We start from the raw sequence: 23,859 nt of genomic DNA, 5'->3' as shown, positions 1-23,859 counted from the left end.
AAAGTTGCAGGGCTGGATGGTTTTGCTGCGTCGGTTCTGGCGGCATTAGTCCCGGCAACCAGCTGCGCATAGACAACCAAAGCAAAACAACCCTACACCTTTACAACGCCATCAAATACCGAATAGCTAATTCATAACCCTGCAGTCCCAGCCCCGCGATAACGCCCTTGCATTTAGGTGTCAGGTAGCTATGATGACGAAAGGCTTCACGGCTATGCACATTCGAGATATGTACTTCTACCGCTGGCGCCGTAACCGCCGACAGAGCATCGGCCAGCGCCACAGAGGTATGCGTGTAAGCCCCCGCATTGATTACGATGCCATCGATATTGAAACCCACTTCGTGAATTTTGTCGAGCAGGGCGCCTTCGTGATTCGATTGAAAATAGCGAAGTTGCAGGTCCGGAAACAGCGGTTTCAGCGTTTCCAGGTACTCTTCGAACGAGCGATTTCCGTAAATGGTTGGCTCACGTTTGCCAAGCAGATTCAGGTTTGGCCCGTTAATGATGAGAATTTGTTTCATTGATTTACCCGTATGTGGCAAAGTTATATAAACGCCTTTAAGAACTACCTCAAACTCGAGCGGTCGCTGTCCGAAAACTCAGTTGAGGCTTACCTGCACGACGCCGAGAAGCTTTACGAATACATTTTACTAACCAACCCGGAGCTGTCGCCGATGCAGGTTTCCGAAAAGCAGCTCATGAACTTTCTGGCGTATCTGGGTGAGCTGGGTTTGTCGGCCCACAGTCAGGCGCGGATGCTGTCGGGCCTGAAATCGTTTTTCAAGTACCTGCTGTACGAAAACCTGATTCAGCACGACCCGACGCAGTTGCTGGAAGCTCCCAAACTCGGTCGAAAGCTTCCCGATACGCTGACGTTTCCGGAAATCGAATCGATGCTCAGTATGATTGATCTGTCTACGCCCGGCGGCACCCGCGACCGGGCCATGCTCGAAGTCCTGTACAGCTCGGGACTACGTGTAACGGAACTCTTAAACCTGCGGCTGACGAACTGCTTCTTTGACGCGGGTTTTATTCGGGTACTGGGCAAGGGCGACAAAGTACGTCTCGTACCGATTGGCCAGGACGCCATGCATTACACCCGGATTTACATTGAGCACGTCCGCAGCCAGCTCGACGTACAGAAAGGCGACGAAGACACCATTTTTCTCAATCTGCGCGGCAAACAACTCTCCCGCATTTCGGTCTTCACAACAACAAAGAAGCTGGCTGCCGAAGCGGGCATTCAGAAAGTAATCAGCCCGCACACCTTCCGGCACTCGTTCGCTACGCACCTGATCGAAGGGGGGGCGGATCTGCGCGCGGTGCAGCAGATGCTGGGCCACGAATCCATCACTACCACCGAAATCTACACCCACCTCGACCGCGACTACCTCCAGCAAACGCTGCGGGAGTTCCACCCGAGGGCGAGAAAAGGGTAGGAACAGGGAGGAAATGGAACAAGGAGAAAAGAATACTGGTAAGCGATCCCTGTTCCTTATTCCATTTCCTCCCTGTTCCTATACTAAAAAATAAGTCCCCGCTGCTGAATCGGCAACGGGGATCTTCAAACCTAACTAACCCAAAACTACATGAACGTCTCTTAAGCATCAACAGTAGCTTTTTCACCAATGAACTGCTGATGCTGGTGTTTGAACAGCAGATTGAACGAGGTCAGGCTGCCGTAAATTCGGGTGATATATTGCTGAATATTCACTTTCTCTTCGTCGTCGAGTCCGCTGGCGTTCACACGCTGTTCGAGGACTCTGAGCCGATCACGTACCATCACAATCTTGTGAAAAAACGCGTCGATCGGCATTTCTTTGGCGGATAGATCAGTCCGGCCGGGTTTCATGATCAGCTTACCGCCTTTCCACTTGTCGCCCAGCGGAATAACCTCCGTCTGATCTACCCAGCGCTGCAAAACGCGGGAGAGAACCTGCTCCACATCAACCAGGCTTACCAGATCACCATCTGGCTCAATGGCTTCAATTACCGTCAGGGGCGTATCAAATTTAACTACCTTCACCCCCTGTTTCAGAAAGGTAATGGTGTATCCCGAGGCTTTCAGATTGATGACGACGCCATCACCAAATTCGGTGTGCGAAACGCGGGATCCGATGCCAAGAAGGGTTGTCATACGCAGGTATTTATGATTCTGATTTGCTTAGATCAGGAACAAACCTCGTGCCAGACTCAACCTAAATCCTGCTATGCTTTATTTTTCGGTTTTATGACGCTGACCAGCCAGACACCTCTCGATTCACAAAAGCATCTATTTGCTCTCCCCGACGGCATTCATTACATCAACTGCGCCACTCGTTCGCCCTACAGTCTTGCCGTTGAACAAGCTGGGCACGATGCCCTCCGGAAGCATGCCAATCCGTTCGGGCTGCATCCCGACGATTTTTTCAGTGGAGCCACCCGCGTTCGGTCTTTATTCTCCGACCTGATCAACAACGACGATCCGGAACGTATCGCTGTAATCCCTTCCGTTTCGTACGGCATGGCAGTAGTCGCCCGCAACCTGGCCCGTAAACCGGGTATTCAGCGCGGACAACGTATCGTCCTGGTCGATAGTGAATTTCCAAGCGATGTGTACGCCTGGGATCATGTCTGTCAGGAGTTAGACTTGAGTATAACCGTTGTTCCCATGCCGGAGGGCACCCCCAAAGGACCACGCTGGAACGAACAGTTGCTGAACGCTATTAGTCCCGATACGGCCCTGGTTGTGGCCCCACCGAACCATTGGATGTACGGCATCCGCTTTGACCTGGAAGCAATCGGGCAGCGGGCGCGGGAAGTCGGGGCCTGGCTTGCCGTTGACGGTACGCAGTCCATTGGCGCACTCCCGTTCGATCTGGCAGCCGTCCAACCCGACGCCTTGATCTGCGCGGGCTATAAATGGCTGCTGGGACCCTATTCTTTGGGGCTGGCCTACTTCGGACCGGCGTTCGACGATGGGGTCCCCCTCGAAGAAAGCTGGATGAACCGACTCAACAGCAACCAGTTTCACCGGCTGATGGAACGCCAGCCCGCCTACGGCCCCAAAGCCTTCCGCTACAACATGGGCGAAACGACCAATTTCATTCAGATGCCCATGCTCGAAACCGCCCTGACGCAGTTACTGGAATGGCAACCGGCCCGTATCCAGGCGTATGGCAAAAATCTGATGGCACCGGCCTGGCCTGCTCTGGAAGCGTTAGGCTGCTATGTCGAACCGGAACAGGGTCCACGGGGGCGTAGTCATCACCTGGTTGGGTTATGGCTGCCTACCCACGCCGACCCGATGGCGGTACAGCACGCATTACAGGCCGAGAACGTATCGGTATCGGCACGGGCAGGGGTACTACGTATCGCTCCGCATCTTTATAACGTCCCTGAAGACGTCGACGCCCTGGTTCGTGTCTTGACGACCGTATTATCCAACTAAAACAATTCGTAATGACCGCGTTAGCCCATCGATTTATTGAAACGAACGGTATTCAAATGCACATTGCCGAGCAGGGCGAAGGGCCACTTGTTCTGCTTTGTCATGGATTTCCTGAAACCTGGTACGCCTGGCGACATCAGTTTACCCCACTTGCCGACGCCGGTTTCCGGGTTGTAGCGCCCGACCTGCGCGGCTACGGCTATACACAAAGCCCCGAAGCCATTGATCAGTATACCATTCTAAATCTGGTCGATGACATTGTCGGCCTGCTCGATGCCTTGTCCACCGATCAGGCTGTAATTGTCGGCAATGATTGGGGCGCCACGTTGGCCTGGCACGCGGCCCTGCTTCGTCCGGACCGGTTCCGGGCCGTCGCAGCTTTCGGTGTTCCCATGATGGGACAGGCACCGGTTCCACCCACTCAGTTCTTCCCGCAGACCGAAGACGCTTTGCTGTACACGCTCTATTTCCAGACGCCGGGTGTGGCCGAAGCAGAGTTTGAGCGGGATATCCGCCAGACGCTTCGAAAGATTCTGTTCGGGGCTTCCGGCGATGCGGGGCCGCGTCAGGAGAACGACGGTACGCCTAACCCGTTCGGTATGGTTTCCCGCAAAGATGGCCTGCTGGCAGCGTTGCCAGACCCCGTCACCCTACCCGCCTGGCTCACCGAAGCGGATCTGGATACGTATACGAATGCTTATACCAAAAGTGGTTTTCGCGGTGGGTTAAATTTTTACCGGAATCTGGATCGTAATTGGGAATTGATGGGTAAAGTCGACAACCTACACATCAACGTACCGGCGCTGTACATGGTGGGCAGCCGCGATGTGGGGCTAAGCATTCCGGGCATGCGGCAAATCATTGATAACATGCCTGAACTGGTACCAGACCTGCGTAAATCAATCGTCGTCCCCGACTGCGGCCACTGGATTCAGCAGGAACGGCCCGAAGCAGTCAACGAGGCTTTATTGAGCTTTCTGAAGAGTCTATAACTTATTGCTCGTACAACTCGAGCGGTAGCCCGTCCGGGTCGGCGAAGAACGTAAAACGCCGACCTGTGATCTCATCAATCCGGATGGGCTCCGTTTCGACACCCACCGTCGACAGATACGTAACGGACTCATCCAGATTCATTACCGCAAAAGCCAGGTGACGCAGGCCAGCCGCTTCGGGGCGGGAAGGCCGCCGGGGAGGACCAGGGAACGAGAATAGCTCGATCTGGTACAGACCGTTTACGGCCAGGTCGAGTTTATACGACTGCCGCTCGGCTCGGTACACCTCGTTGAGCACCGTGAGGCCCAGTTTCTCGACGTAGAACTGTTTGGATCGTTCGTAATCCGAACAAATGATGGCAATGTGATGGATAGCGTTGAGCGACAGCATAGGTCAGGGCATTAATAACGTATCGGCTGCAGTTGTGTCCACAGCAGTACCATCCACTTCGGTTGACAACGCCCGTTCGACCTGTTTACGCTTGTTCCAGGGGGCTGTAGTTCTGCTTGCCATATCGATGGCGAACAAAGCAACGACGGTCGTAAAAACGACAAAAACGATAATAAATATACGGCGATTGCGATTCATAGCGCTGTTTACTCTTGCACTCGTTTTAACCGGTCTTACTGTTGGCTGGCGGGTAATTGTTTGGGAGCCATCTGGAAGGATAAACTACCCGTGCGCCCGGACACTTCGGCCCACGTCAGATTCTCGAACGTAACGGCGACAACAGCTCCTTTGCTCATTGAACCAACCGATTGGTGGGTTAAAAACTCTGCAAAATACGACACATCAGGATTGTGCCCGACAATCATAGCGGACTGAATTTGGTCGCCAACGGCGTTCACAGCCGCGAGGTACGCCTGCATCCCGCCATCGAAGAGGTTTTCCTTGAGCAGAATCTGATCGACGGGAAAGCCAAGCTGCTCGGCCATCACTTTAGCGGTATCGCGCGCCCGGTTGGCCGTGCTACTAACGATCACCTCGGGCAGGATTGCCTGCTCGCGCAGGTAATGACCCATGCGGGCGGCTGCTATGATCCCGTCGGGAAGCAGGTCCCGGTCGTGGTCAGCCATAAACATGGCCCGGTCCTCGGCTTTGGCATGGCGGGTGATGTAGAGCGTAATAGCCATAAATATAACATTGAGACGACTGGAAAATGGGCCATTGTTGGCCTATTTCAGGACAAAACAAACGGATAACGGTCTTTTGTCCAACCAGAATTCGACAAAAATGCCGTTACTATAAGTAGCCTGTTTGGATTAGTTAACGATAAAACAGACTGTTTATCACGTAATCAGTCGTCCTGAGGTTCTTTGGTTCTTGCAAAGTAGTGGGCGATTCGGGTGACAATCCGTATTTTTGCGGACCGAACACCATCCTGTTGTCGTTCCAGCATGAGTTATTTACCCATCCAGCAGTTACTTAAAACCGCTCCTATCAACACCCAGGTTACCGTAAAAGGCTGGGTACGTACCAAACGCGAAAGCAAAAACGCCGTCTTCATCGCGCTGAATGACGGCTCGACCATAAATACCATTCAGGCCGTAGCCGAAGCGGGTCAACTGCCCGAAGAAACCCTGAAACTAATTACAACGGGGGCCTGTGTGGCCTTTACGGGTCAGTTGGTACCCTCGCAGGGGTCGGGGCAGGCCGTTGAACTCAAAATTGAGGACGTAACGATCTACGGTCCTGCCGATCCGGAAAAATATCCGTTACAGCCCAAACGCCACTCGCTGGAGTTCCTGCGTGAGCTGGCTCACCTGCGCCCCCGAACCAATACGTTCAGCGCCATTCTGCGGGTGCGTCATGCGCTGGCTTTTGCGGTACACCAGTACTTCAACGACAACGGCTTCTACTATCTTAACACCCCGATCATTACGGCCTCCGACGCTGAAGGGGCGGGTGAAATGTTCCGCGTAACCACGCTCGACGCCGTTAAGCCACCGCTGACCGAAGATGGTAAGGTTGACTACAGCCAGGATTTCTTCGGTAAGGAAACCAACCTGACCGTTTCGGGGCAGTTGGAAGGCGAACTGGGGGCCCTGGCGCTGGGCAAGATCTACACGTTCGGACCAACGTTCCGGGCCGAGAACTCGAACACAACCCGCCACCTGGCCGAGTTCTGGATGATCGAGCCCGAAATGGCTTTCTTTGAGTTGGAAGATAATATGCGACTGGCCGAAGACTTCGTTAAAACGGTCATTCGGTACGCCCTGCAGCACTGCGCCGACGATCTGGCGTTCCTGGATAATCGACTGAAAGAAGAAGAGAAAACCAAAAAGAAGGAAGAGCAAAGCGAAATGGGTCTGCTCGACAAACTTCATTTTGTGATCAGCAATGAATTCGTCAAACTGACTTATACCGACGCCATCGATATTCTGGTCAACTCGAAACCGGCCAAGAAAAAGCAGTTTCAGTACGAGGTTAGCTGGGGCGTCGACCTGCAGTCGGAACACGAGCGCTACCTGGTCGAGAAGCACTTCAAAAAACCGGTCATCCTGACGAACTACCCCCGCGAGATCAAGGCGTTCTATATGAAGCAGGACGCCGATGGCAAGACCGTTCGCGCAATGGACGTCTTGTTCCCCGGTATCGGCGAAATCATTGGTGGTTCGCAGCGGGAAGATGACATGGACAAACTGGTTGCCCGGATGCACGAAGTTGGTATTGAACCCGAAACGCTCTGGTGGTACCTGGATACGCGCCGGTTCGGGTCGGCTCCACACGCGGGCTTTGGCCTTGGTTTCGAGCGGCTGGTGCTGTTCGTGACGGGTATGGGTAACATCCGCGATGTGATTCCCTTCCCCCGCGCCCCTAAAACGGCCGAATTTTAGTCTTTTTACGGTCCTTCGTTTATTGCATGTTGCCATGAACGAAGGACTTTCTGTTTATCTCCATGCTACTCGCGCTTCCTATTTTTCTGGCTATTGCCTCGGGGTTTGTTATTGTCGGTGTCTACTCCGAACGGAAACTCTCGGCATTTATGCAGGACCGGCTGGGCCCGATGGAAACCGGAAAATGGGGATTGCTTCAGCTGTTTGCCGATCTTTTAAAGCTCCTTCAGAAAGAGGACATCGTGCCGACCGCGGCCGACCGAAAGTTGTTTCTGCTGGCACCGCTGGTCATCTTCGCGTCGGTGTTTGCGGGCTTCGCCGTTTTGCCGCTGACCCCCGATTTCGTCGCGTCGGGCGCAGCCGTAGGGGTATTTTACCTCATGGCTATCGTTTCCTTCGACGTAGTAGGCATTTTGATGGCGGGCTGGGGCTCGAACAATAAGTACTCACTCTTTGGCGCAATGCGCTCCGTCGCTCAGATTATTTCCTACGAAATCCCGCTGGGGCTCACCATTCTGAGTGTTGTAATGATTTGCCAGACTCTTAACCTGCAGGAACTCAGCTTTCAGCAGGGCATCTACAGTCCTGACACCAACTACCTCCTTGGCCTCAAAGGGTTGGGCGTCGACGTAACGGGCTGGGGTGGTATTTTCACCTGGAACATCCTTCGAAATCCGTTTCTGCTGATTGCCTACGTTATCTTCTTTATCTGTACCCTGGCCGAATCGAACCGGGCTCCGTTCGACCTGCCCGAAGGAGAATCGGAGATCGTTGGTGGTTTTCATACGGAGTATTCGGGGATGCGTTTTGCCCTGCTCTACATGGCCGAGTACGCTATGATGCTGCTGGTATCCATGCTGGGTGTTGTACTGTTCCTGGGTAGCTGGAATACACCCCTGCCCAACCTCGGCCCCCTCCGCCTGGCCGACTGGACCAGTGGCGAACCCGGTACGATCTGGGGCAACGTAACGGGTGGTTTCTGGCTGCTGGCAAAAGTGTATTTGGCCGTGCTGGCACAGATGTGGGTTCGCTGGACGTTTCCCCGCCTGCGAGTCGATCAGCTCATGTTTCTGTGCTGGAAAGTGCTGACCCCGGCAGGCCTGCTCTTACTCCTGATTTCCGGCATCTGGCGGCTGCTGATGGTGTAATTCGCTGTGGAAAAATACGTTGGCTTGCATCTAGCAGGAAATCCTGCCTGCTATGATCAACCGTATTCTCTTTATTCTGTGGCTTATTGGAACGTCTTACTCATCTCTTGCTACTCCACAAACCCCGGATCGTCTGGTTATCGAAGGGGATACGTTTCTGCTTTACTCCCATCCGCTTGAGTTCTTACCGGAGAAATCCAGGCAAGTCAGAACAATATTTTCCTTTATTCACACGGCATGCTGGCGCGGTTACATAGGTTACTGGCAGTTGTCCGACCAAAAACTCTACCTGACAGGCCTTGTTTCCTGCTCATTCGAGCGCAAAGACACACTTTCACTGGCAACACTTTTTGGCGATCAGTCCAAAGATGGCAAGGTAGCTGCCGACTGGTTTTCCGGCGAACTGGTTTGTGCCAACGGCCAATTGATCCGTTATTTTGATGATCAGTCAATCTACCAGTTCGAAACGGTTTATGGGTGCAGTCAGGGACGTGTAACCGGAAAAGAAACGTTCGATAATCGAAAGACAACGGTTTCTCGGTATGAAACGGAGCCTGAAGAACTCAGGCGATTCATTTATAGTCACATAGACTGGAAAACCCTGCCTGTGTTACCGGCTGATTCGACGGTCAGGGTTTTCGTGAAGATTATTGGCAATGCCAGCGGAAGCTCGCCCAAGGCAGCGGTCATCAAATCGGCTGGGGCAGTCTGGGATAACGAAGCGATACGAGTTATCGCCATGCTACCCAGCTGGAGTGCCAATTACCGGCGGGGGAAGTTCTGGCCGTTTGCCTGGAACATGCCGGTGCTGTTTTCTAAGGCCAACAGACTACGTTACGGGCAGAAATCCAACTAAAAAGCTCGGTTAAAAGGCCTCGGAAATATTTACGTAAAATCCTTTGGTGTGACGGCCAAAAGCGGCATCGACCCGCAGATTGAGGTGCTCCCGCCGACTGATCAAATACCGTAAACCAGCCCCGCCCGTTGGTTTTAGATCACCGATACCAAACTCGTTCAGTCGATGCGCTACGTCACCAACACCCGCGAAGACAACGCCCCCCAGTCGGCCCACGATGCGCTGCCGAACTTCGGCCTGTAATACCAGCGCGTCATTATCCCGATAGCGACCATTGTAATAACCACGTAACAACGATGCCCCTCCCAGCGTTGCCGCCTGTTTGAACGGCACCTCACCGACGTTGACATTCAGATACGCCTGACCAGCCAAAACCGTTCTGGAGGTCAGCGCCCAGTAATGACGAAGGTCCAGGAGGTAGTTCGTAAAATGATATTCACTACCCAATAGCTGACTGTAATTCATAAATGATACGTCGGCATACCAGCCCCGCACTGGCGTATAAATATTGTCGCGCGTATCGACCACACTGGCAACCCCCAGCCCGTTAACCGTACTGCCCAGTTCGCCAATAAGCGTCTGCGCCGGAAACGGCCGGTCTGACGAGCGGCTGATGTCGAAGGTTTTGAAATACTGCTGCTGAACTCCCACAAACCAGCCCCGTTTCACTTGCCGCAGGAAGCGGTTGTACACCCGCAGACTTTTATAGGATACCAGTTCTTTCTGATTGTCCTGACTCTCCCGGCCAATGCCGTAATAGAACTCCGGGAACTGCGTATAAAGCAACATACCCCGAATAAGGTATTTTTCCCGCTTGGTAAAGATAGTATAGGTCGGCTCGATCACCGTTTGTCGGTTCTGCGTGTGAATAACCGCAAAATCGACATTGGATGTCCGGGCGCTGCTGTCCGTTCGGAACAGGCAAACGCCCAGTGCGCCGTACGCAATCCGCGTTTCGGGCTGGTAGAAAGCAACCGGCAACGGAATGAATTGAAACCGATGCGAATGTTGCGATGTATCCCGCTTTGGAAGCGTACTCCCAGGCAGGCCGCTGGCCCAGTAGGGACTAAGTATGACGCTAAGCAAAGTCAGACAACAGCGCTGAAACACAGATAAACGAGGAGTGTGCACGTAATAAACAGGCTATTCTGGTAAGAAAATCTATAGACAGACGGATAAAATAGCGCGCAAAATCTGTTGTGCTACCAATGTGATCGATACCAGTATGGCAAGCACACAAAAAAAATACTTAAGTATCACTCGTCAAATTTAGTAATTATACTCAAAAATAAAAGTTACTCCCTATTTCCTGTAGGGTTGTACCTTTGCGTTTTTTTTACAGTATCCAATGTCTATTCTTACTCCCGATCCTACCGGTGATCTGGTTTGGGCCGCAGCCTGGCGGTCGCCCGTTTTCCGCAGCAAATTCATCATCGGGTTAACCGGCACCATCTTCCTGCTGCTGGCCTTTCCCTACTTCTTCCAGATCATTGAACACCATTCGGGGCCTGTACTGAACGACTGGATATTGAGCCGGCTGGCGCCGAATGACGTATCGCTGGCTATTTTCCTCATTATCTGGGCAACAGCCCTGCTCCTGCTGATCCGGGCCCGACGTAGTCCGGTTATATTTATGCTCTTTATATACGGCTACATCATCGTCAGTCTGGCCCGAATGATCAGCATCAACCTGTTTCCGCTTGACCCGCCCCTGGGCCTGATTCCGCTGATCGACCCAATCAGCAATGCCTTTTACGGCAAAACGTACATTACCAGGGACCTGTTCTTTTCGGGGCATACGTCCACTATTTTCCTGATGTTTCTCTGCTTCCGGAAGTGGGGTGACCGTCTGTTTGCCCTCATCGGCTCGCTGCTGGTTGGCGGACTGCTGCTGGTGCAGCACGTTCACTACACCGTCGACGTGATGGGCGCGTTTGTTTTTACATACCCACTCTACTGGATCGCTAAACGGCTGGCGCTGAGCGGCTGGAACAACGTAGAGCATCCCGTCGATCAGAAGGCTTCGCCCAACTGAAAATAGAGACCGTTTGAGGTGTGCTGGCCAATACCAAAGCCGTAGTCAACGCGCAGGTTAAGTTTTTCTTTGCGGTTGAGAGCAACTCGTATTCCTCCTCCCAGCGAATATTTCAACGCCTGGAAGTTTACTTCGCGCAGTTGACTGCCTACGTTGCCAACGCCCGCAAACCCAACGGCACCAATACGCCAGAAAAGAGGAAGGCGGTATTCGGCCTGCGCCACAACCTGGTTGTTACTCCGGTATCGGCCGTCGTAAAAGCCGCGCATGCTGTTGGCCCCGCCGAAACTTGCCAGACTACGGAGCGGTACGTCACCGGCGTTAAAAAAGCCGTACGCCTGTATGGCCAGCACGTGTTTCTGATACACCGGCATAAACCGCCGGAAATCAACTACGTAATTCGTGTAGCGGAAGGTTGAACCAAAAATGGGCGAAAAGTGGTTAAAAAATACCTGTAAAAAGCCCCCCCTATCGGGAGCAAACGCGTTGTTACGCGAATCGAAAGTCAGGCTCAGGCCAGCCCCGGCTACATGGTAGCGGTCGCGGCCCAGTAGGTTTTGCTGATCGAACAGGCCACCCGCCTGATAGTCAACGTCCAGCAGCCGCTGGTATTCGTACACGAGCCCGGCAAAAACCCGATTCTGGAGCTGTCGCTGCAGGTGGAGGTACACGTATCCCTGCCGAAACGAATAGGGTTCTTCGTTTTCGTCGGGAGCATATTTTCCCAGGCCCCAGAACTTGTCGGGAAAAGAGCTGTACGAAAGCTGATAATTCAGAATGTAGCGTTCGCCGGGGAAGTACGTTGTTCCGTTGACGGCCGCAATGAATTGTTTCCGCAACGAGTACAATGCCAGTAACTGAGCGTTGGATGTACGACTGCCGGTATCGGTTGGCGTCAGGTGAAAAGTAAACGATGCGGCCACTCCCAGTGACCAGTCTGTTTCGATAGAACGGGCAATTATGGGTAAAACCAAGATATGACGTCCCCCCGATACATTATTTTTTAAGGGTTCTATGGGTAAAGAAATACTATCTGACTGGGCTGCGGAATTGCTAAAAAATCCACTTAATAGATTGATTAGCAACAATATCGACCACCGACGTAAAAAAATATGCACGACAGAAGCAGTAAATTTTTATTAAAGTCGTATTAATTAAGTGTCGGCAAAGTAACCGTAAAATTGTAAAATTAGTAGATTTGGGTCTTGATAAAACCATGTTGGTTTTACTCATACAGGCAAATACAGTTGCCGGTTAGCATTTAAAACGGAGACCCCGATTTGCAAGCCACCGATATGACAAAATTAAACAGCCCTAATTTTACACTGGGCGAATCCATTACCGCCGAACAACGCCAGTTTTTCAACAAACATGGTGTGATCGTTTTCCGCAACTTCATTCAACCTGAAACGGTTAAACTTTTCATCAGTGAAGTTGATCGCATCGAAAAAGAATGGCTTGCCGAGGGCCGCGACAAGGTAAACGGCGTTCCCCTGAAATTTGGACAGGACGAAGCTGGTAATCCGATGATTCAGCGTATGTGCTTCCTCTCGCAGCACAGCCCAGCCCTGCACGAGTTTTTGCAGGACCCGCGCCTGCAGGCCGTTGTTGATCTGCTCCAGCCTTACGAAGGACGTATTGCGGAAATCGAAAAAGATGGTTTGATCCTGAACCACTACATCCGGACCCCGAACAGTAAGTTCTCGCAGATGGGCTGGCACACGGATAGCCCCCGCGACATCTTCCTCGGTCAGCGGATTATGCCGATGCTGAACGTCGGCATCCACCTGAACGCAACGCCATTCGAAAACGGTGGTCTGCGTGTGATTCCGGGTACCCACAAGCAGGGTATCCTGAAAATGCTGTTCCGCAAAAAGTATTTCGTCGATAACGACCCCGATAAGCAGGAAGTTGGCTTCGACATGAACGCGGGTGACCTATCGGTACACGACGGTCGGCTCTGGCACCGGGCGCAGCAGTCGCCCTATTTCGGTGAAGCCAGTCGTCGCCGGGTAATGTATGTACCGGTTGTAACGGGTAAGTACATGCCGAAGAACGAGCACAGCAAAACGCCGTTCTATCACCGCTTTATTTCTAAGGTCAATATCTAGTTTTGACTGTTTTTAAAGCCGAAGAGTTGTAGGGTTATAGCGTTGTGGAGTTAGCGGGTTCTTCCCGGACTAGACAACGTTGTAACTTTACAACTCTTCCATTTTTTATGTAACTCCATAACCCTCCGAGAATGCCTTACGCTTTAGTTACCGGCGCCAGCAAAGGAATCGGCCTGGCCATTGCCGAAGAACTGGCCAGAAAAAAGTTTGACCTCATTCTGGTTGCCCGGTCGGAGCCACAGCTGCAGGCGGCCGCCGAACGCCTGTCCAGACAGTACAGTATTCAAGCGGTCTATTACGCCCTGGATCTGGCAAAAGCCGGGGCAGCCCAGGAATTATTCGACTACTGCCAGACGAAACAATACGTCGTCAGCGTACTCGTCAACAATGCGGGCTACGGCCTCAGCGGTGTGTTCGAATCCCATTCGCTGGCCGAACATACGGATATGATGAACGTCAACATGATCACGCTGACGCAACTCTGCTACCTGTTCCTTCCGCAACTTAAGCAGCAATCCCGCTCCTACATTCTTAATCTAGGCAGTTCAGCGGCTTATCAGGCTATTCCCCGCCTGAGCCTGTATGCAGCCTCTAAGGCGTTCGTGCTCAGCTTTAGCCGTGGCTTACACGGGGAGTTAAAAGGAACCTCCGTATCAGTTACCTGCGTTTGCCCCGGTTCGACCGATACCGATTTCATAAACCGGGCCCAGGTAGGCGAAAAAGGCCGTAAGGCGGCCGAGCAGGTCAATATGACACCCGCCGACGTAGCTAAACAGGCGGTTGACGCTATGCTGTCGGGGCAAGTTGAAGTGGTTACGGGCTTCGTCAACAAAGTAGGTAAGCTCATGGCCTGGCTAATGCCCAAAGGAATTGTTGAGCAGGTAGCCGGCGGTATTTACCAGTAACAAACGGCTATAGCGGCTCCGGCCTTAGAAGGTTGTGGCACTTTATTTGCGCGTAAGCGGTTGTAGACATATAACCTGATCAGGACGTTGGCGGCCGAACAGAAGCCCCACTCGGTTACTCACACGCAACAACCAGGTATGCAACGTCCAACCAATCCATGCAATTTTCCGATTTATCATTAATTGACCCGATCCTGAAAGCACTTGCTGAAGAAGGATATTCTCAGCCAACACCCATCCAGGAACAGGCAATACCTATTTTGCTCGAGCACCGGGATTTGCTGGGCTGTGCCCAGACCGGCACCGGTAAAACAGCGGCTTTTGCTATCCCGATTCTGCAATTGATGCAGGAAGAGCAAAACCGAAACACGAAAACTCCCCGTCGCATTCGTACGCTGGTACTGACGCCAACCCGCGAGTTAGCGATTCAGATCAACGAAAGCTTTGCAGCTTATGGTCGTCACTTGAACCTGCGCCATACCGTTATTTTCGGCGGGGTTTCGCAGCACAGCCAGGTCAATACCATTAAAGCGGGCCTGGATATTCTGATCGCTACGCCCGGTCGCCTACTCGATCTGATTAATCAAGGCTTTATTTCACTGCGCGACGTTCAATTCTTTGTTCTTGACGAAGCCGATCGGATGCTCGACATGGGCTTTATCCATGACGTGAAGAAAGTAATTGCCCGGTTGCCCGAGAAACGGCAGTCCCTGTTCTTCTCGGCAACGATGCCCCCCGACGTTGCTAAACTGGCCGACTCGATTCTGAACCGGCCCGCGAAGGTGGAGGTAACGCCCGTTTCGTCTACGGCCGAAACTATTCAGCAGGCTATTTATTTCGTTGACAAAGAAGACAAGCGTAAGCTGCTGGCGCACATTTTGGAAGACCAGGCGATCAAGTCTGTTCTGGTATTTGCCCGGACCAAACATGGTGCCGACAAAGTGGCCAAAGACCTGCTGAAAGCTGGTATTCGGGCCGAGGCTATTCATGGCAACAAGTCGCAGAACGCGCGTCAGCGGGCTTTGTCGAACTTCAAAAGCCGAGAAACACGGGTGCTGGTTGCTACTGATATTGCCGCGCGGGGGATCGACGTAGACGAACTGTCGCACGTGATTAACTACGAGCTGCCGAACATTCCTGAAACCTATGTGCACCGCATTGGCCGGACGGGCCGGGCAGGCCATGACGGTATTGCTCTGTCGTTCTGCGATCAGGAAGAAACGTCATACCTGAAAGATATTCACAAGCTGATTGGCAAGCCAGTCCCAGTCATCAGCAATCACCCCTACGTAGCGGACGTTAATATGGCGATTCATACGCCCCCACCACCACAACGCCAGGGACAGGGACGTAACGGTGGCGGAAATCAGCGTGGTGGTCAGGGCCAAAGTCGTTCTCAGGGCCGCTCCGGACAGGGCACTGGTACTAACAATGCCCGGCACGAAGGCAGTCACCAGTCAAACCACAGTGCTGGTCGCGGAGGAAACGATGGTGGCCGCAATCGTCGGTTCAGTAACTCGCGCTCCAACTCAAATCAGAATTAATCCGTAGACATACGACAAACAGAACGAGGACGCTGGCTTCAGCGTCCTCGTTCTGTTTATGCTCGTTGTATTGCGAATTAACCAGCAAAGTTTTTGCTGATTTTATCCCAGTCGAATACGTTCCAGGCTGCCGTGACGTATTCCGGACGGCGGTTCTGGTACTTCAGGTAGTATGCGTGTTCCCATACGTCGAGACCCATCAGCGGGGTACCTTTTTTCTCGGCCAGTGCCATCAGTGGATTGTCCTGATTAGGTGTTGAAACGATCTCCACACCATCACCCGTTTTGATCAGCCACGCCCAGCCCGATCCAAAGCGACCGGCAGCGGCCTTGGCAAACTCGGCTTTGAAGTTATCGAACGACTGGTATTTCTTGTTAATCGCGTCGGCCAGAGCACCTTTGGGCGCTCCACCTCCTTTTGGTCCCAGAATGTTCCAGAAGAATGTGTGGTTCCAGTGGCCACCAGCGTTATTTCGAACGGCGGCCGGCGTGCTGCTGCTGATCGTTTTAACCAGCGCGTCGATATCCATTTTCGCCATGTCCGTACCGGCTACAGCTTTGTTCAGGTTGTCGACGTATGCTTTATGGTGTTTATCATGGTGAATTTCCATGGTCATTTTGTCGATATGCGGCTCAAGCGCACCGGCATCAAACGGTAGTGGAGGCAACTTAAAAGGGCCTTCTGCCTGCGCAGGAGCAAATCCAAATGACTGGAAAGCAACTAAACCGGCCGAAGCACCGAAAGCCAGCTTTAAAAACTCGGAGCGATTCATGTGAATGTAGGTTTTGACAGTTTGTAACGTTCTATGACCCAGAACCTATTTAAGTAACTTACCGCAACAGTGGATGTTTACAATCCCTGGCCCATCGTCGGTAAATAACCACAGTTTTTCCGAAAAACCGCCTTTCTGCGCCGGTCCTGACGCTTTCATTACGTACTGGTCAGCCTACCGGACAACAAAAAAGCCCCGAATCGGAGCTTTCTGCGTACTGGATCTTGTCTATTCTTATTCGTACGCAATCCGGCTCAGGATACTACGCCCGAGGGTTACTTCGTCAGCATATTCAAGATCGCCACCGATGGGAACCCCCCGGGCAATGGTCGATACTTTTAGATTGAACGGCTTCAGTTTCTTCTGCAGATAAAAGGCGGTAGTATCTCCTTCCATCGTCGGGCTGATGGCCAGAATGATCTCCCGGACCTGTTCTCCTTCGGCACCGCGTAACCGGGTCATCAGCGAGTCGATCTGCAAATCGCTGGGGCCAATCCCTTCGACCGGCGAAATAATCCCGCCGAGTACGTGATAGAGACCTTTATACTGGGCCGTGTTTTCGATAGCTAACACGTCACGCGTATCTTCAACTACGCAGATCAGCGACTGATCGCGCTTGTTGCTGGCGCAGATTGAACAAAGATCGTGATCGGAAAGATTATGGCATTTGCGGCAGTATTTCACCTGCGTCCGCATTGCCGTCAGGCTCTGAGCGAGCGTTTCGGTTTGTTCTTCATCGCGTTTCAACAGGTGCAACACCAACCGAAGGGCGGTTTTTTTCCCAATCCCCGGCAGTTTCGACACCTCATTCACCGCGTCTTCTATGAGTTTGGATGGGTATTCCAAGAGGTTGACGTTAAAGAGTGAATGAGCGAATGAGCGAATGAGCGAAAGGTTGCTGACATCGAATGGTCACTCTTTCACTCTTTCATTCTTTCGCTAATTAATTCAGTACCTCCGCGCTGATGCCGCGCCGGCAGATTTCGTTGCGCATAGGGACCAACTCTTCCCATGATCCGTTCTTAACGGTGCATTTACCTTTGTAATGGATCAGCAGGGTGCATTGCTCAGCTTGTTCGGGCGTGTGTTTACATACGTCGATCAACGTATCAATGACGTGCTCGAACGTATTCACATCGTCGTTGAAGACTACAAGATTGTGGACGTCGGTTTCGACAACTTCGTCAAGCACGTCGACTTCGGGGTCCGCCCAACCGGTTTCTTCAAAAGGTTGCATAAGCAATGAAATGGTATTTATTTAGCAAATTTACGCTGGGTTAGGCACTAAAAAAAGCCATTCCCTCACTCTGAAATAACCCCAATCTGGCCCGAAAAGTTGCCTTCTTTGCATGAACACTACCGTTGCTTTACTAATCCTGGTCGCTTATTTCGGGATGCTGATTACGGTCTCCTTTTACAGCGCCCGGGGAGCCACCACCACAACTTTTTTCACCGCTAACCGACAGTCACCCTGGTGGTTAGTGGCGTTTGGCATGATCGGCACGTCCCTCTCGGGTGTTACGTTTATTTCGGTGCCGGGCGCGGTCGGCAAGATCGGTTTCTCGTACTTTCAGGTCGTGCTGGGCTACATCATCGGCTACATTATCATCGGTACAGTACTGATGCCGCTTTACTACCGACTGAACCTGATTTCGATCTACGGTTACCTCGAAAAACGATTTGGTTTCTGGTCGTACAAATCGGGAGCCTTTTTCTTTCTGCTATCCCGAACGATAGGCTCGGCCGTGCGTCTCTACGTAGCGGCCAACGTCCTGCAGCTGGCAATTTTTTCGCCCCTGGGTATTCCGTTTGAGGTTTCCGTTCTGATTACGATTGCGCTGATCTGGATATACACGTTCAAGGGGGGGGTCAAGACAATCATTCTGACAGACTCTCTGCAGACGCTCTTCCTCGTTACGGCGGTTATCCTGACCATCGTGCTGATTTCCAGAGAGCTGGGCTTCTCATTCGGCGAACTGACGCAGTCAATTAAAAACAGCCCGAACTCACAGATTTTCTTCTGGGATGCCAATGACCCGAAGAACTTCTACAAGCAGTTCATTTCGGGCATCTTCATCACCATCGTGATGACGGGCCTGGATCAGGACCTAATGCAGAAAAACCTGACCTGCAAAAACATTGGTGAAGCGCAGAAAAATATGTTCTGGTTTACGCTGACGATGGTGTTCGTCACGTTCATGTTCATGTGTCTGGGGTCGCTGCTGTACGTATACGCTCAACGCGAAGGTATCGCCATTCCTGCCCGGACAGACGACCTCTATCCCACCCTGGCGCTAACTTATCTGGGTCCAGTCGTCGGCATTACATTCCTGCTGGGTATTACAGCCGCTACCTACGCCAGTGCCGACTCTGCTCTGACGGCGCTCACGACGTCTTTCTGCGTGGATTTCATGAATTTTGAGCGCCGTCCCGAAGCTGAGCGTTCCCGCATCAAACACATTGTTCACATCGGGTTTTCGCTGCTGTTTTATGTCGTCATCATCGTTTTCCGGCAGCTAAACAGCAAGGAAGTGATTACGGCCGTGTTCGATATTGCGGGGTACACCTATGGGCCTCTGCTGGGGCTGTTCGCTTTCGGTATCTTCAGCCAGCGATCCATTCGGGACCAGTTCACGCCCTGGATCTGCATTATCTCACCTGTGCTGACCTATATCGTCAATGAAAACTCGGCAGACTGGTTCAACGGGTATCAGTTTGGTTTCGAGCGATTGCTACTAAATGGTATCTTTACCTACATCGGTTTGTGGGCCATCTCGCAGCCCGTCAAAACTGAAGAACCCGTAGCTGCCTAGATACCCTGACTCATTCTTTTCTAATTCCGTTATGAAACTTACTCTCTGCCTGTTTTTGCTTGCCGCGCTGCCCAGCCTGGCTCAGTTTCGTTTTTTGCCTGAGCAGCCCCAGCCCGGCCAAGCCGTCTCCTTTACGTACACGACACAGGCGACCCCACTCGACTGCGACACAACGCTGGAGGGACGATTTGTGCGGTACGGCGCCCCCGATGTCATGAACCTCAGCCGCCCAACGACCCTGAAGATGACACGGCAGGGGTACGATTACGTTGGTACGTTGTATCTGCCCAAGAAAGACATTGGCGGTTTTATGATCCTCTTTCGGAGCAGTCAGCAACGTCAGAAAATAGATCTCAACAAAGGCCAGTTGTACGTCATTCCAGTTTATGACGAGGCTGGAAAGCTCCTTCCCCACGCTCTGGGCGGACAAGCGTCGGTGTTTACCCGTACTCATTTTATGTACGAAGTCGGCAGCCGTCCGGATCCAAATCGGGTCGTTACGCTCTACGAGCAGGAGTTGAAGGAACATCCTGACCTACGACCGATTTACTGGGCCGATTACCTGGCAGCTCAGGTCAAGCAGAAGAAACCGGGCTATGGCCCTAAAGTGAAAGCAGGTATTGAAACGTATCTGGCTTCCCGCCCGGAACCAACGCTGGCCGAGCTGACCTCGGCGGTGCAGTTGTACGAAAGTCTGGGTGATCTTCCGAAAGTGAACGCCCTGCGGGAACGGATGAAGAAAACGGATCCCGCCGGTTCACTCGCTCAAAAAGATCAGGCGATGGCAATCCGGAACCAGGCAGACTGGACAAAGAAGAAGGAGTTGTATCAGGCCTATATGAAAGCGTTCCCTACCTCGCCCTACGCCCCCGGCCTGACTGTTCTGATTACGGATGGGTATTTCAAAAACAACGATATCAAAGGACTGGTGACGTTTGTGGAACAGCAGCCGCTGGAAAAGTCCGACGTACTGATGCTCAACACCATGGCCTTTCAACTGGCCGACGAAGGGCGTTCGCTCCCAGAAGCTGAGCAATTAATCAAACGGGCAATGGCCGCACAGAAAGGTCAGGCGCGACCCCGTAACATCTCAGATGAGGACTGGACCAACGAGCAGCTAGGCCGGCAGCGGCAGTTGATGAATACCTACGCCCGGGCGCTGGAGCAGCAGGGTCGTTACGCGGATGCGTTTACGGCCTATCAGTCGGTGATTGACCCCGATGACATGGACAACAGCGATACGCGGACCAATGAGCGCTACCTGCTGTGCGCCCTGCGTGCCAACCGGATGAGCGACGCCCGCCCGGCTATCGAAACCGCCGTGCACCACGGCAAAGCAACACCCCGCCTGAAAACTACCCTCCGCGATTGGTATGCCAAGCAGCCCGGTCAGAATCCGGCGGCTGCCGATACGTACCTGGCTCAACTGGAATCGGACCTGAAAGCAGATAAGCGCGATGACCTCCGACAGATTCTGATTAATGAACCCGCTCCCGCCTTTTCGCTAACCGATCTGAAAGGAAATTCTGTTTCATCGGCTTCGTTGAAGGGTAAGGTTATTGTGCTCGACTTCTGGGCGACCTGGTGTCGTCCCTGTATTGCGTCGTTCCCGGCCATGCAACAGGCTAAAAGTCATTTTCAGAACGACCCGAACGTACAGTTCCTGTTTGTCAATACCCGCGAAGGGGGACCACTGCAACGGGTGTACGACTTTATGAACAAACATCCGTACGATTTTACGGTACCGCTCGATGCTTCGCAACGGGTCTCTAAAGCGTACAAGGTTCAGGGAATTCCTACCAAAGTCATTATTGACGGCAAAGGGCGGGTCCGGTACCGTCATGTCGGCTACTCGGGCGATCCGGAAGCCACCGTTGATGAACTGACGCTCGTTGTTGAAATGCTGAAAGACGAAAAATAATCCCTACATGACCATACGCCCCGCTACGTCTGCCGACATTCCGGTCTTGCTTGATCTAATCAAATACGTTGTTCCATTGATGCAGGCAACGGGCAATTTTCAGTGGAACGAGCATTATCCCAACGAATCGGTTTTTAGGGATGATATTGCCAAACAACAGCTTTGGGTAGCTATTATTGATAAGCAACTGGCCGGTGTTGCCGCACTGACGGAAGACCAGGAACCGGAGTACGCTCAGGCGGGAATGGACCTCAGCGAGCGGGCCATTGTAACGCACCGGCTGGCCGTTAATCCGGACTTTCGTGGGCAGGGCGTAGCTGCCGCGCTTCTTCAGCAGGCCGAGCAACTCGCCCTCGACCGGGGTATCAACTATTTACGAGTCGATACTAACTCCGAAAATCAGGCTACCCAGCAACTGTTTCCTAAACTGGGCTATCAGTACGCCGGAGAAATCACGCTGGGCTTCCGGCCAGGGCTGCGTTTTCTGGCGTATGAGAAGAAATTAAAGAGTGAAAGAGCGAAAGATTGCTGATACCAGCATCGCTCTTTCGCTCTCTCATTCTTTCGCTCTTTGATTTGCCCGTCGAATACTGTCGTTAATCTTGTCCCACTGCTCGTTCGAGACTTGTTCGAGGTGGTTGAACTCACCAGCGGCCAATACCTCCCCGCCGTCGATCGTAATGCTCTCGCCCGTGATGAAGCCAGAGTAATCAGATAGCAGGAAAGCGGCCAGATTTGCCAGTTCGCCGTGCTCACCAACACGTTTCAGAGGGATGCGGCTGGTTGGGTCCATTAGATCGACCAGCGGCTCAGGAAACAAGCGTTCCCAGGCTCCTTTTGTCGGAAAAGGACCGGGTGCAATGGCGTTGAGCCGGATGCCGTATTTTCCCCACTCGGCCGCCAGTGATTTGGTCATAATCAGCGCCCCACCTTTCGCTACCGCCGACGGCACAACGTAGCCCGATCCCGTTGTGGCGTAGGTAGTCGAGATATTCAGGACCGTACCCGGAATTTTGTTTTCGATCCAGTACTTACCTACCGCCAGCGTGAAATAGTACGTACCACGCAGGACAATATCCACGATGGTATCGAAGGCTTTATACGACAATCGCTCTGTCGGACTGATGAAATTACCCGCCGAGTTGTTCAACAGGCCATCGATCTTGCCAAACCGCTCGATGGTCAGACGAATGACGTTCTCAATCTCCTCAGGATTACGAACGTCGCAGGCTAGGGCGAGTACCTGCCCTCCCGTCTCGCGCATGAGTTCGGCGGCTGTTTCGTCCAGCACCGCCTGCCGACGGCTGCAGATCGTCACAGTAGCCCCCAGCTCGAGCAGGTATCGGCTAATGGATTTCCCCAGGCCCGTACCGCCCCCCGTCACAATAATCGTCTTTCCTTCCAGCGCCCCCTCGCGCAGCATGCCTGTAGCGATCATATCCAATGAGTGAATGAGTGAATGATAGAAAAAATGAATGCGTCAGTTATTCGCTCATTCACTCATTCTATCATTCACTCATTGATTTAGTAACCTCTGTTTCGTTTTTTGTTGAATTCGGCCTGGCGTTTCTCCAGGGTGGCCTGCATGGCCTCGCTGATATCGTCCATCTGGAGCTGGCTTGAGTTCAGGCTCGCTACGTATTGCAGCCCCTCATCGATCGATTTACTGATGCTGTAATTCAGTACCCGCTTGGCGCCCTGCACAGCTCCCGATGGATTGGCGGCAATCTGCTTCGCCAGTTGATCAGCGGCCTCAAACAAGGCATCGGGCGTCTCGTAAACGTGGTTGACCAGACCCGCCCGCTCGGCGAACGTAGCCTCGTAGTCGGCCCCCGTAAACGCCATTTCACGGGTTAACCCCTGGCCAATAATGAGTGGTAGAAATTGCAGGGCACCAATGTCGGGCGTGATGCCCAGCTTAGCTTCGCGCAGACTGAATTTGGCTTCGCGTGAGCACAGACGAATGTCGGCGGCAGCAATCATATTAACCCCTCCGCCGATGCACCAGCCGTGCACAGCTGCGATAACGGGCTTGTCGGACTCGTACATTTTCTGAAAACCCGACTGCATCTGCTGAATCTGAGCCATCAGGTCCATCCGTTGCTGCACCTGCGTGTTATCACCGGCCACCCCGCTCAGATGCGGCATCATCTCCGGGATATTCAACCCGTAGGAAAAGTGATCGCCACTACCCCGAAAAACCAGACAGCGGACGTCGTCCATCCGATTGATTTCGTCCATCAGCAGAGGCAGCTCTTTCCAGAAATCCAGCCCCATAGCGTTACCATTGCCCGGTCCCAGTAGTGTAACGGTCATCACCCCATCGGTGATGGCCAGAGAGAAAGCATTATACGTAGATTCCATAACGACTAGTATGCATGCATACCTTTTTCGTAAAAGTAGTTGAAATACTACGTACAAGTTTTCTAAGGCATGATAAGTTTTGTTTTTCCGCCAAATTAGTAGACAAAACGCTTTTGTAAGCCTGTGT

Annotated in this window: 25 protein-coding genes; 13 read left to right on the top strand and 12 right to left on the bottom strand. The window is 52.6% G+C overall.

The genetic code is table 11. The features are described from left to right. Positions 1-100: 100 nt before the first annotated feature. Entirely contained in the window at positions 101-523 is a 423-nt protein-coding gene (aroQ, locus tag HU175_RS10690) for a type II 3-dehydroquinate dehydratase (RefSeq protein WP_176566587.1), read from the bottom strand. A 12-nt stretch (positions 524-535) separates the two neighbouring features. On the opposite strand from aroQ, the gene xerD reads away from it, so the two are divergent. Beyond that, positions 536-1,441 (top strand): site-specific tyrosine recombinase XerD, encoded by a 906-nt coding sequence (gene xerD, locus HU175_RS10685; RefSeq protein ID WP_176566586.1) that lies wholly within the window; start codon positions 536-538, stop codon positions 1,439-1,441. 161 nt (positions 1,442-1,602) lie between these two features. Here the strand turns inward: xerD and HU175_RS10680 are convergent, their stop codons facing one another. Beyond that, entirely contained in the window at positions 1,603-2,139 is a 537-nt protein-coding gene (locus tag HU175_RS10680) for a hypothetical protein (RefSeq protein WP_176566585.1), read from the bottom strand. A 93-nt stretch (positions 2,140-2,232) separates the two neighbouring features. Here HU175_RS10680 and HU175_RS10675 point away from each other — a divergent pair, with 93 nt between their 5' ends. Together HU175_RS10675 and HU175_RS10670 are read left to right on the top strand one after the other, a co-directional pair. Then, the gene (locus HU175_RS10675) at positions 2,233-3,432 is read left to right on the top strand and encodes an aminotransferase class V-fold PLP-dependent enzyme (protein WP_176566584.1); all 1,200 of its coding nucleotides are present in this window, start codon (positions 2,233-2,235) and stop codon (positions 3,430-3,432) included. An 11-nt stretch (positions 3,433-3,443) separates the two neighbouring features. After that, a complete protein-coding gene (locus tag HU175_RS10670) occupies positions 3,444-4,424 on the top strand; it encodes an alpha/beta fold hydrolase (protein WP_176566583.1) in 981 nt (326 codons plus the stop codon). A gap of 1 nt (position 4,425) precedes the next feature. Here the strand turns inward: HU175_RS10670 and HU175_RS10665 are convergent, their stop codons facing one another. From HU175_RS10665 to HU175_RS10655, 3 genes are read right to left on the bottom strand one after another with little or no spacing between them, the layout of a single operon-like run. Beyond that, a complete protein-coding gene (locus tag HU175_RS10665) occupies positions 4,426-4,815 on the bottom strand; it encodes a VOC family protein (protein ID WP_176566582.1) in 390 nt (129 codons plus the stop codon). Between the two features lie 3 nt (positions 4,816-4,818). Beyond that, a complete protein-coding gene (locus tag HU175_RS10660; RefSeq protein ID WP_176566581.1) occupies positions 4,819-5,013 on the bottom strand; it encodes a hypothetical protein in 195 nt (64 codons plus the stop codon). A 35-nt stretch (positions 5,014-5,048) separates the two neighbouring features. Beyond that, positions 5,049-5,558 (bottom strand): SixA phosphatase family protein, encoded by a 510-nt coding sequence (locus tag HU175_RS10655; RefSeq protein ID WP_176566580.1) that lies wholly within the window; start codon positions 5,556-5,558, stop codon positions 5,049-5,051. Positions 5,559-5,822: 264 nt separating this feature from the next. On the opposite strand from HU175_RS10655, the gene asnS reads away from it, so the two are divergent. The 3 genes from asnS to HU175_RS10640 all read left to right on the top strand — a co-directional run bounded on the left by asnS (position 5,823) and on the right by HU175_RS10640 (position 9,266). After that, entirely contained in the window at positions 5,823-7,262 is a 1,440-nt protein-coding gene (gene asnS / locus HU175_RS10650) for an asparagine--tRNA ligase (protein WP_176566579.1), read from the top strand. 62 nt (positions 7,263-7,324) lie between these two features. After that, entirely contained in the window at positions 7,325-8,410 is a 1,086-nt protein-coding gene (locus HU175_RS10645; RefSeq protein WP_176566578.1) for a complex I subunit 1/NuoH family protein, read from the top strand. A gap of 52 nt (positions 8,411-8,462) precedes the next feature. Continuing rightward, complete coding sequence (locus HU175_RS10640) at positions 8,463-9,266, top strand: hypothetical protein (RefSeq protein WP_176566577.1); 804 nt, start codon at positions 8,463-8,465, stop codon at positions 9,264-9,266. Positions 9,267-9,275: 9 nt separating this feature from the next. Here HU175_RS10640 and HU175_RS10635 read toward each other — a convergent pair whose 3' ends face one another. Next, positions 9,276-10,352, bottom strand: a complete 1,077-nt coding sequence (locus HU175_RS10635) for a BamA/TamA family outer membrane protein (protein WP_176566576.1) — start codon at positions 10,350-10,352, stop codon at positions 9,276-9,278. 262 nt (positions 10,353-10,614) lie between these two features. Here HU175_RS10635 and HU175_RS10630 point away from each other — a divergent pair, with 262 nt between their 5' ends. Further along, entirely contained in the window at positions 10,615-11,301 is a 687-nt protein-coding gene (locus tag HU175_RS10630) for a phosphatase PAP2-related protein (protein ID WP_176566575.1), read from the top strand. Here HU175_RS10630 and HU175_RS10625 read toward each other — a convergent pair. Next, a complete protein-coding gene (locus HU175_RS10625) occupies positions 11,280-12,275 on the bottom strand; it encodes a BamA/TamA family outer membrane protein (protein WP_228724394.1) in 996 nt (331 codons plus the stop codon). The two genes, HU175_RS10630 and HU175_RS10625, sit on opposite strands and share 22 nt — an antisense overlap. Positions 12,276-12,596: 321 nt before the next feature. Between HU175_RS10625 and HU175_RS10620 the strand changes: the two genes are divergently transcribed. The 3 genes from HU175_RS10620 (at position 12,597) to HU175_RS10610 (ending at position 15,861) form a co-directional block, all read left to right on the top strand. Then, positions 12,597-13,412 (top strand): phytanoyl-CoA dioxygenase family protein, encoded by an 816-nt coding sequence (locus HU175_RS10620; RefSeq protein WP_176566574.1) that lies wholly within the window; start codon positions 12,597-12,599, stop codon positions 13,410-13,412. Positions 13,413-13,543: 131 nt separating this feature from the next. After that, positions 13,544-14,317 (top strand): SDR family NAD(P)-dependent oxidoreductase, encoded by a 774-nt coding sequence (locus HU175_RS10615; RefSeq protein WP_176566573.1) that lies wholly within the window; start codon positions 13,544-13,546, stop codon positions 14,315-14,317. 158 nt (positions 14,318-14,475) lie between these two features. Further along, on the top strand, positions 14,476-15,861 hold the full coding sequence (locus HU175_RS10610) for a DEAD/DEAH box helicase (RefSeq protein ID WP_176566572.1): 1,386 nt from the start codon (positions 14,476-14,478) through the stop codon (positions 15,859-15,861). 77 nt (positions 15,862-15,938) lie between these two features. Here the strand turns inward: HU175_RS10610 and HU175_RS10605 are convergent, their stop codons facing one another. The 3 genes from HU175_RS10605 to HU175_RS10595 form a co-directional block, all read right to left on the bottom strand. Beyond that, complete coding sequence (locus HU175_RS10605) at positions 15,939-16,634, bottom strand: superoxide dismutase (RefSeq protein WP_176566571.1); 696 nt, start codon at positions 16,632-16,634, stop codon at positions 15,939-15,941. A 234-nt stretch (positions 16,635-16,868) separates the two neighbouring features. Next, positions 16,869-17,480, bottom strand: coding sequence for a recombination mediator RecR (gene recR / locus HU175_RS10600; protein WP_176566570.1), 612 nt, complete (start codon positions 17,478-17,480; stop codon positions 16,869-16,871). 97 nt (positions 17,481-17,577) lie between these two features. Then, positions 17,578-17,871 carry an ATP-dependent Clp protease adaptor ClpS gene (locus HU175_RS10595; protein WP_176566569.1) on the bottom strand — a complete coding sequence of 98 codons (294 nt, stop codon included), beginning with the start codon at positions 17,869-17,871 and terminating at the stop codon, positions 17,578-17,580. A gap of 112 nt (positions 17,872-17,983) precedes the next feature. On the opposite strand from HU175_RS10595, the gene HU175_RS10590 reads away from it, so the two are divergent. Genes HU175_RS10590 through HU175_RS10580 form a run of 3 tightly spaced genes read left to right on the top strand, consistent with a single transcriptional unit; the run spans position 17,984 to position 21,900 of the window. Beyond that, entirely contained in the window at positions 17,984-19,447 is a 1,464-nt protein-coding gene (locus HU175_RS10590) for a sodium:solute symporter (RefSeq protein ID WP_176566568.1), read from the top strand. Positions 19,448-19,478: 31 nt separating this feature from the next. Continuing rightward, a complete protein-coding gene (locus tag HU175_RS10585) occupies positions 19,479-21,368 on the top strand; it encodes a TlpA disulfide reductase family protein (protein WP_176566567.1) in 1,890 nt (629 codons plus the stop codon). 7 nt (positions 21,369-21,375) lie between these two features. Continuing rightward, positions 21,376-21,900: a GNAT family N-acetyltransferase gene (locus HU175_RS10580; RefSeq protein WP_176566566.1), complete on the top strand. Its 525-nt coding sequence runs from the start codon at positions 21,376-21,378 to the stop codon at positions 21,898-21,900. A gap of 24 nt (positions 21,901-21,924) precedes the next feature. Here HU175_RS10580 and HU175_RS10575 read toward each other — a convergent pair whose 3' ends face one another. Further along, positions 21,925-22,806, bottom strand: a complete 882-nt coding sequence (locus HU175_RS10575) for an SDR family oxidoreductase (RefSeq protein ID WP_228724393.1) — start codon at positions 22,804-22,806, stop codon at positions 21,925-21,927. A gap of 86 nt (positions 22,807-22,892) precedes the next feature. After that, complete coding sequence (locus tag HU175_RS10570; protein ID WP_176566565.1) at positions 22,893-23,732, bottom strand: crotonase/enoyl-CoA hydratase family protein; 840 nt, start codon at positions 23,730-23,732, stop codon at positions 22,893-22,895. Positions 23,733-23,859 lie beyond the last annotated feature (127 nt).

It is taken from the genome of Spirosoma sp. KUDC1026, assembly GCF_013375035.1.
GTDB lineage: Bacteria > Bacteroidota > Bacteroidia > Cytophagales > Spirosomataceae > Spirosoma.
Note: the sequence above shows the minus strand (reverse complement) of the source record. Positions and strands in the feature narration are given on the sequence as shown.

What these genes read in the sequence shown, in the direction of transcription:
- aroQ (WP_176566587.1), bottom strand. Translation starts at nt 523, where the DNA reads ATGAAACAAATTCTCATCATTAACGGGCCAAACCTGAATCTGCTTGGC.
- xerD (WP_176566586.1), top strand. Translation starts at nt 536, where the DNA reads ATGTGGCAAAGTTATATAAACGCCTTTAAGAACTACCTCAAACTCGAG.
- HU175_RS10680 (WP_176566585.1), bottom strand. Translation starts at nt 2,139, where the DNA reads ATGACAACCCTTCTTGGCATCGGATCCCGCGTTTCGCACACCGAATTT.
- HU175_RS10675 (WP_176566584.1), top strand. Translation starts at nt 2,233, where the DNA reads ATGACGCTGACCAGCCAGACACCTCTCGATTCACAAAAGCATCTATTT.
- HU175_RS10670 (WP_176566583.1), top strand. Translation starts at nt 3,444, where the DNA reads ATGACCGCGTTAGCCCATCGATTTATTGAAACGAACGGTATTCAAATG.
- HU175_RS10665 (WP_176566582.1), bottom strand. Translation starts at nt 4,815, where the DNA reads ATGCTGTCGCTCAACGCTATCCATCACATTGCCATCATTTGTTCGGAT.
- HU175_RS10660 (WP_176566581.1), bottom strand. Translation starts at nt 5,013, where the DNA reads ATGAATCGCAATCGCCGTATATTTATTATCGTTTTTGTCGTTTTTACG.
- HU175_RS10655 (WP_176566580.1), bottom strand. Translation starts at nt 5,558, where the DNA reads ATGGCTATTACGCTCTACATCACCCGCCATGCCAAAGCCGAGGACCGG.
- asnS (WP_176566579.1), top strand. Translation starts at nt 5,823, where the DNA reads ATGAGTTATTTACCCATCCAGCAGTTACTTAAAACCGCTCCTATCAAC.
- HU175_RS10645 (WP_176566578.1), top strand. Translation starts at nt 7,325, where the DNA reads ATGCTACTCGCGCTTCCTATTTTTCTGGCTATTGCCTCGGGGTTTGTT.
- HU175_RS10640 (WP_176566577.1), top strand. Translation starts at nt 8,463, where the DNA reads ATGATCAACCGTATTCTCTTTATTCTGTGGCTTATTGGAACGTCTTAC.
- HU175_RS10630 (WP_176566575.1), top strand. Translation starts at nt 10,615, where the DNA reads ATGTCTATTCTTACTCCCGATCCTACCGGTGATCTGGTTTGGGCCGCA.
- HU175_RS10620 (WP_176566574.1), top strand. Translation starts at nt 12,597, where the DNA reads ATGACAAAATTAAACAGCCCTAATTTTACACTGGGCGAATCCATTACC.
- HU175_RS10615 (WP_176566573.1), top strand. Translation starts at nt 13,544, where the DNA reads ATGCCTTACGCTTTAGTTACCGGCGCCAGCAAAGGAATCGGCCTGGCC.
- HU175_RS10610 (WP_176566572.1), top strand. Translation starts at nt 14,476, where the DNA reads ATGCAATTTTCCGATTTATCATTAATTGACCCGATCCTGAAAGCACTT.
- HU175_RS10605 (WP_176566571.1), bottom strand. Translation starts at nt 16,634, where the DNA reads ATGAATCGCTCCGAGTTTTTAAAGCTGGCTTTCGGTGCTTCGGCCGGT.
- HU175_RS10595 (WP_176566569.1), bottom strand. Translation starts at nt 17,871, where the DNA reads ATGCAACCTTTTGAAGAAACCGGTTGGGCGGACCCCGAAGTCGACGTG.
- HU175_RS10590 (WP_176566568.1), top strand. Translation starts at nt 17,984, where the DNA reads ATGAACACTACCGTTGCTTTACTAATCCTGGTCGCTTATTTCGGGATG.
- HU175_RS10585 (WP_176566567.1), top strand. Translation starts at nt 19,479, where the DNA reads ATGAAACTTACTCTCTGCCTGTTTTTGCTTGCCGCGCTGCCCAGCCTG.
- HU175_RS10580 (WP_176566566.1), top strand. Translation starts at nt 21,376, where the DNA reads ATGACCATACGCCCCGCTACGTCTGCCGACATTCCGGTCTTGCTTGAT.
- HU175_RS10575 (WP_228724393.1), bottom strand. Translation starts at nt 22,806, where the DNA reads ATGATCGCTACAGGCATGCTGCGCGAGGGGGCGCTGGAAGGAAAGACG.
- HU175_RS10570 (WP_176566565.1), bottom strand. Translation starts at nt 23,732, where the DNA reads ATGGAATCTACGTATAATGCTTTCTCTCTGGCCATCACCGATGGGGTG.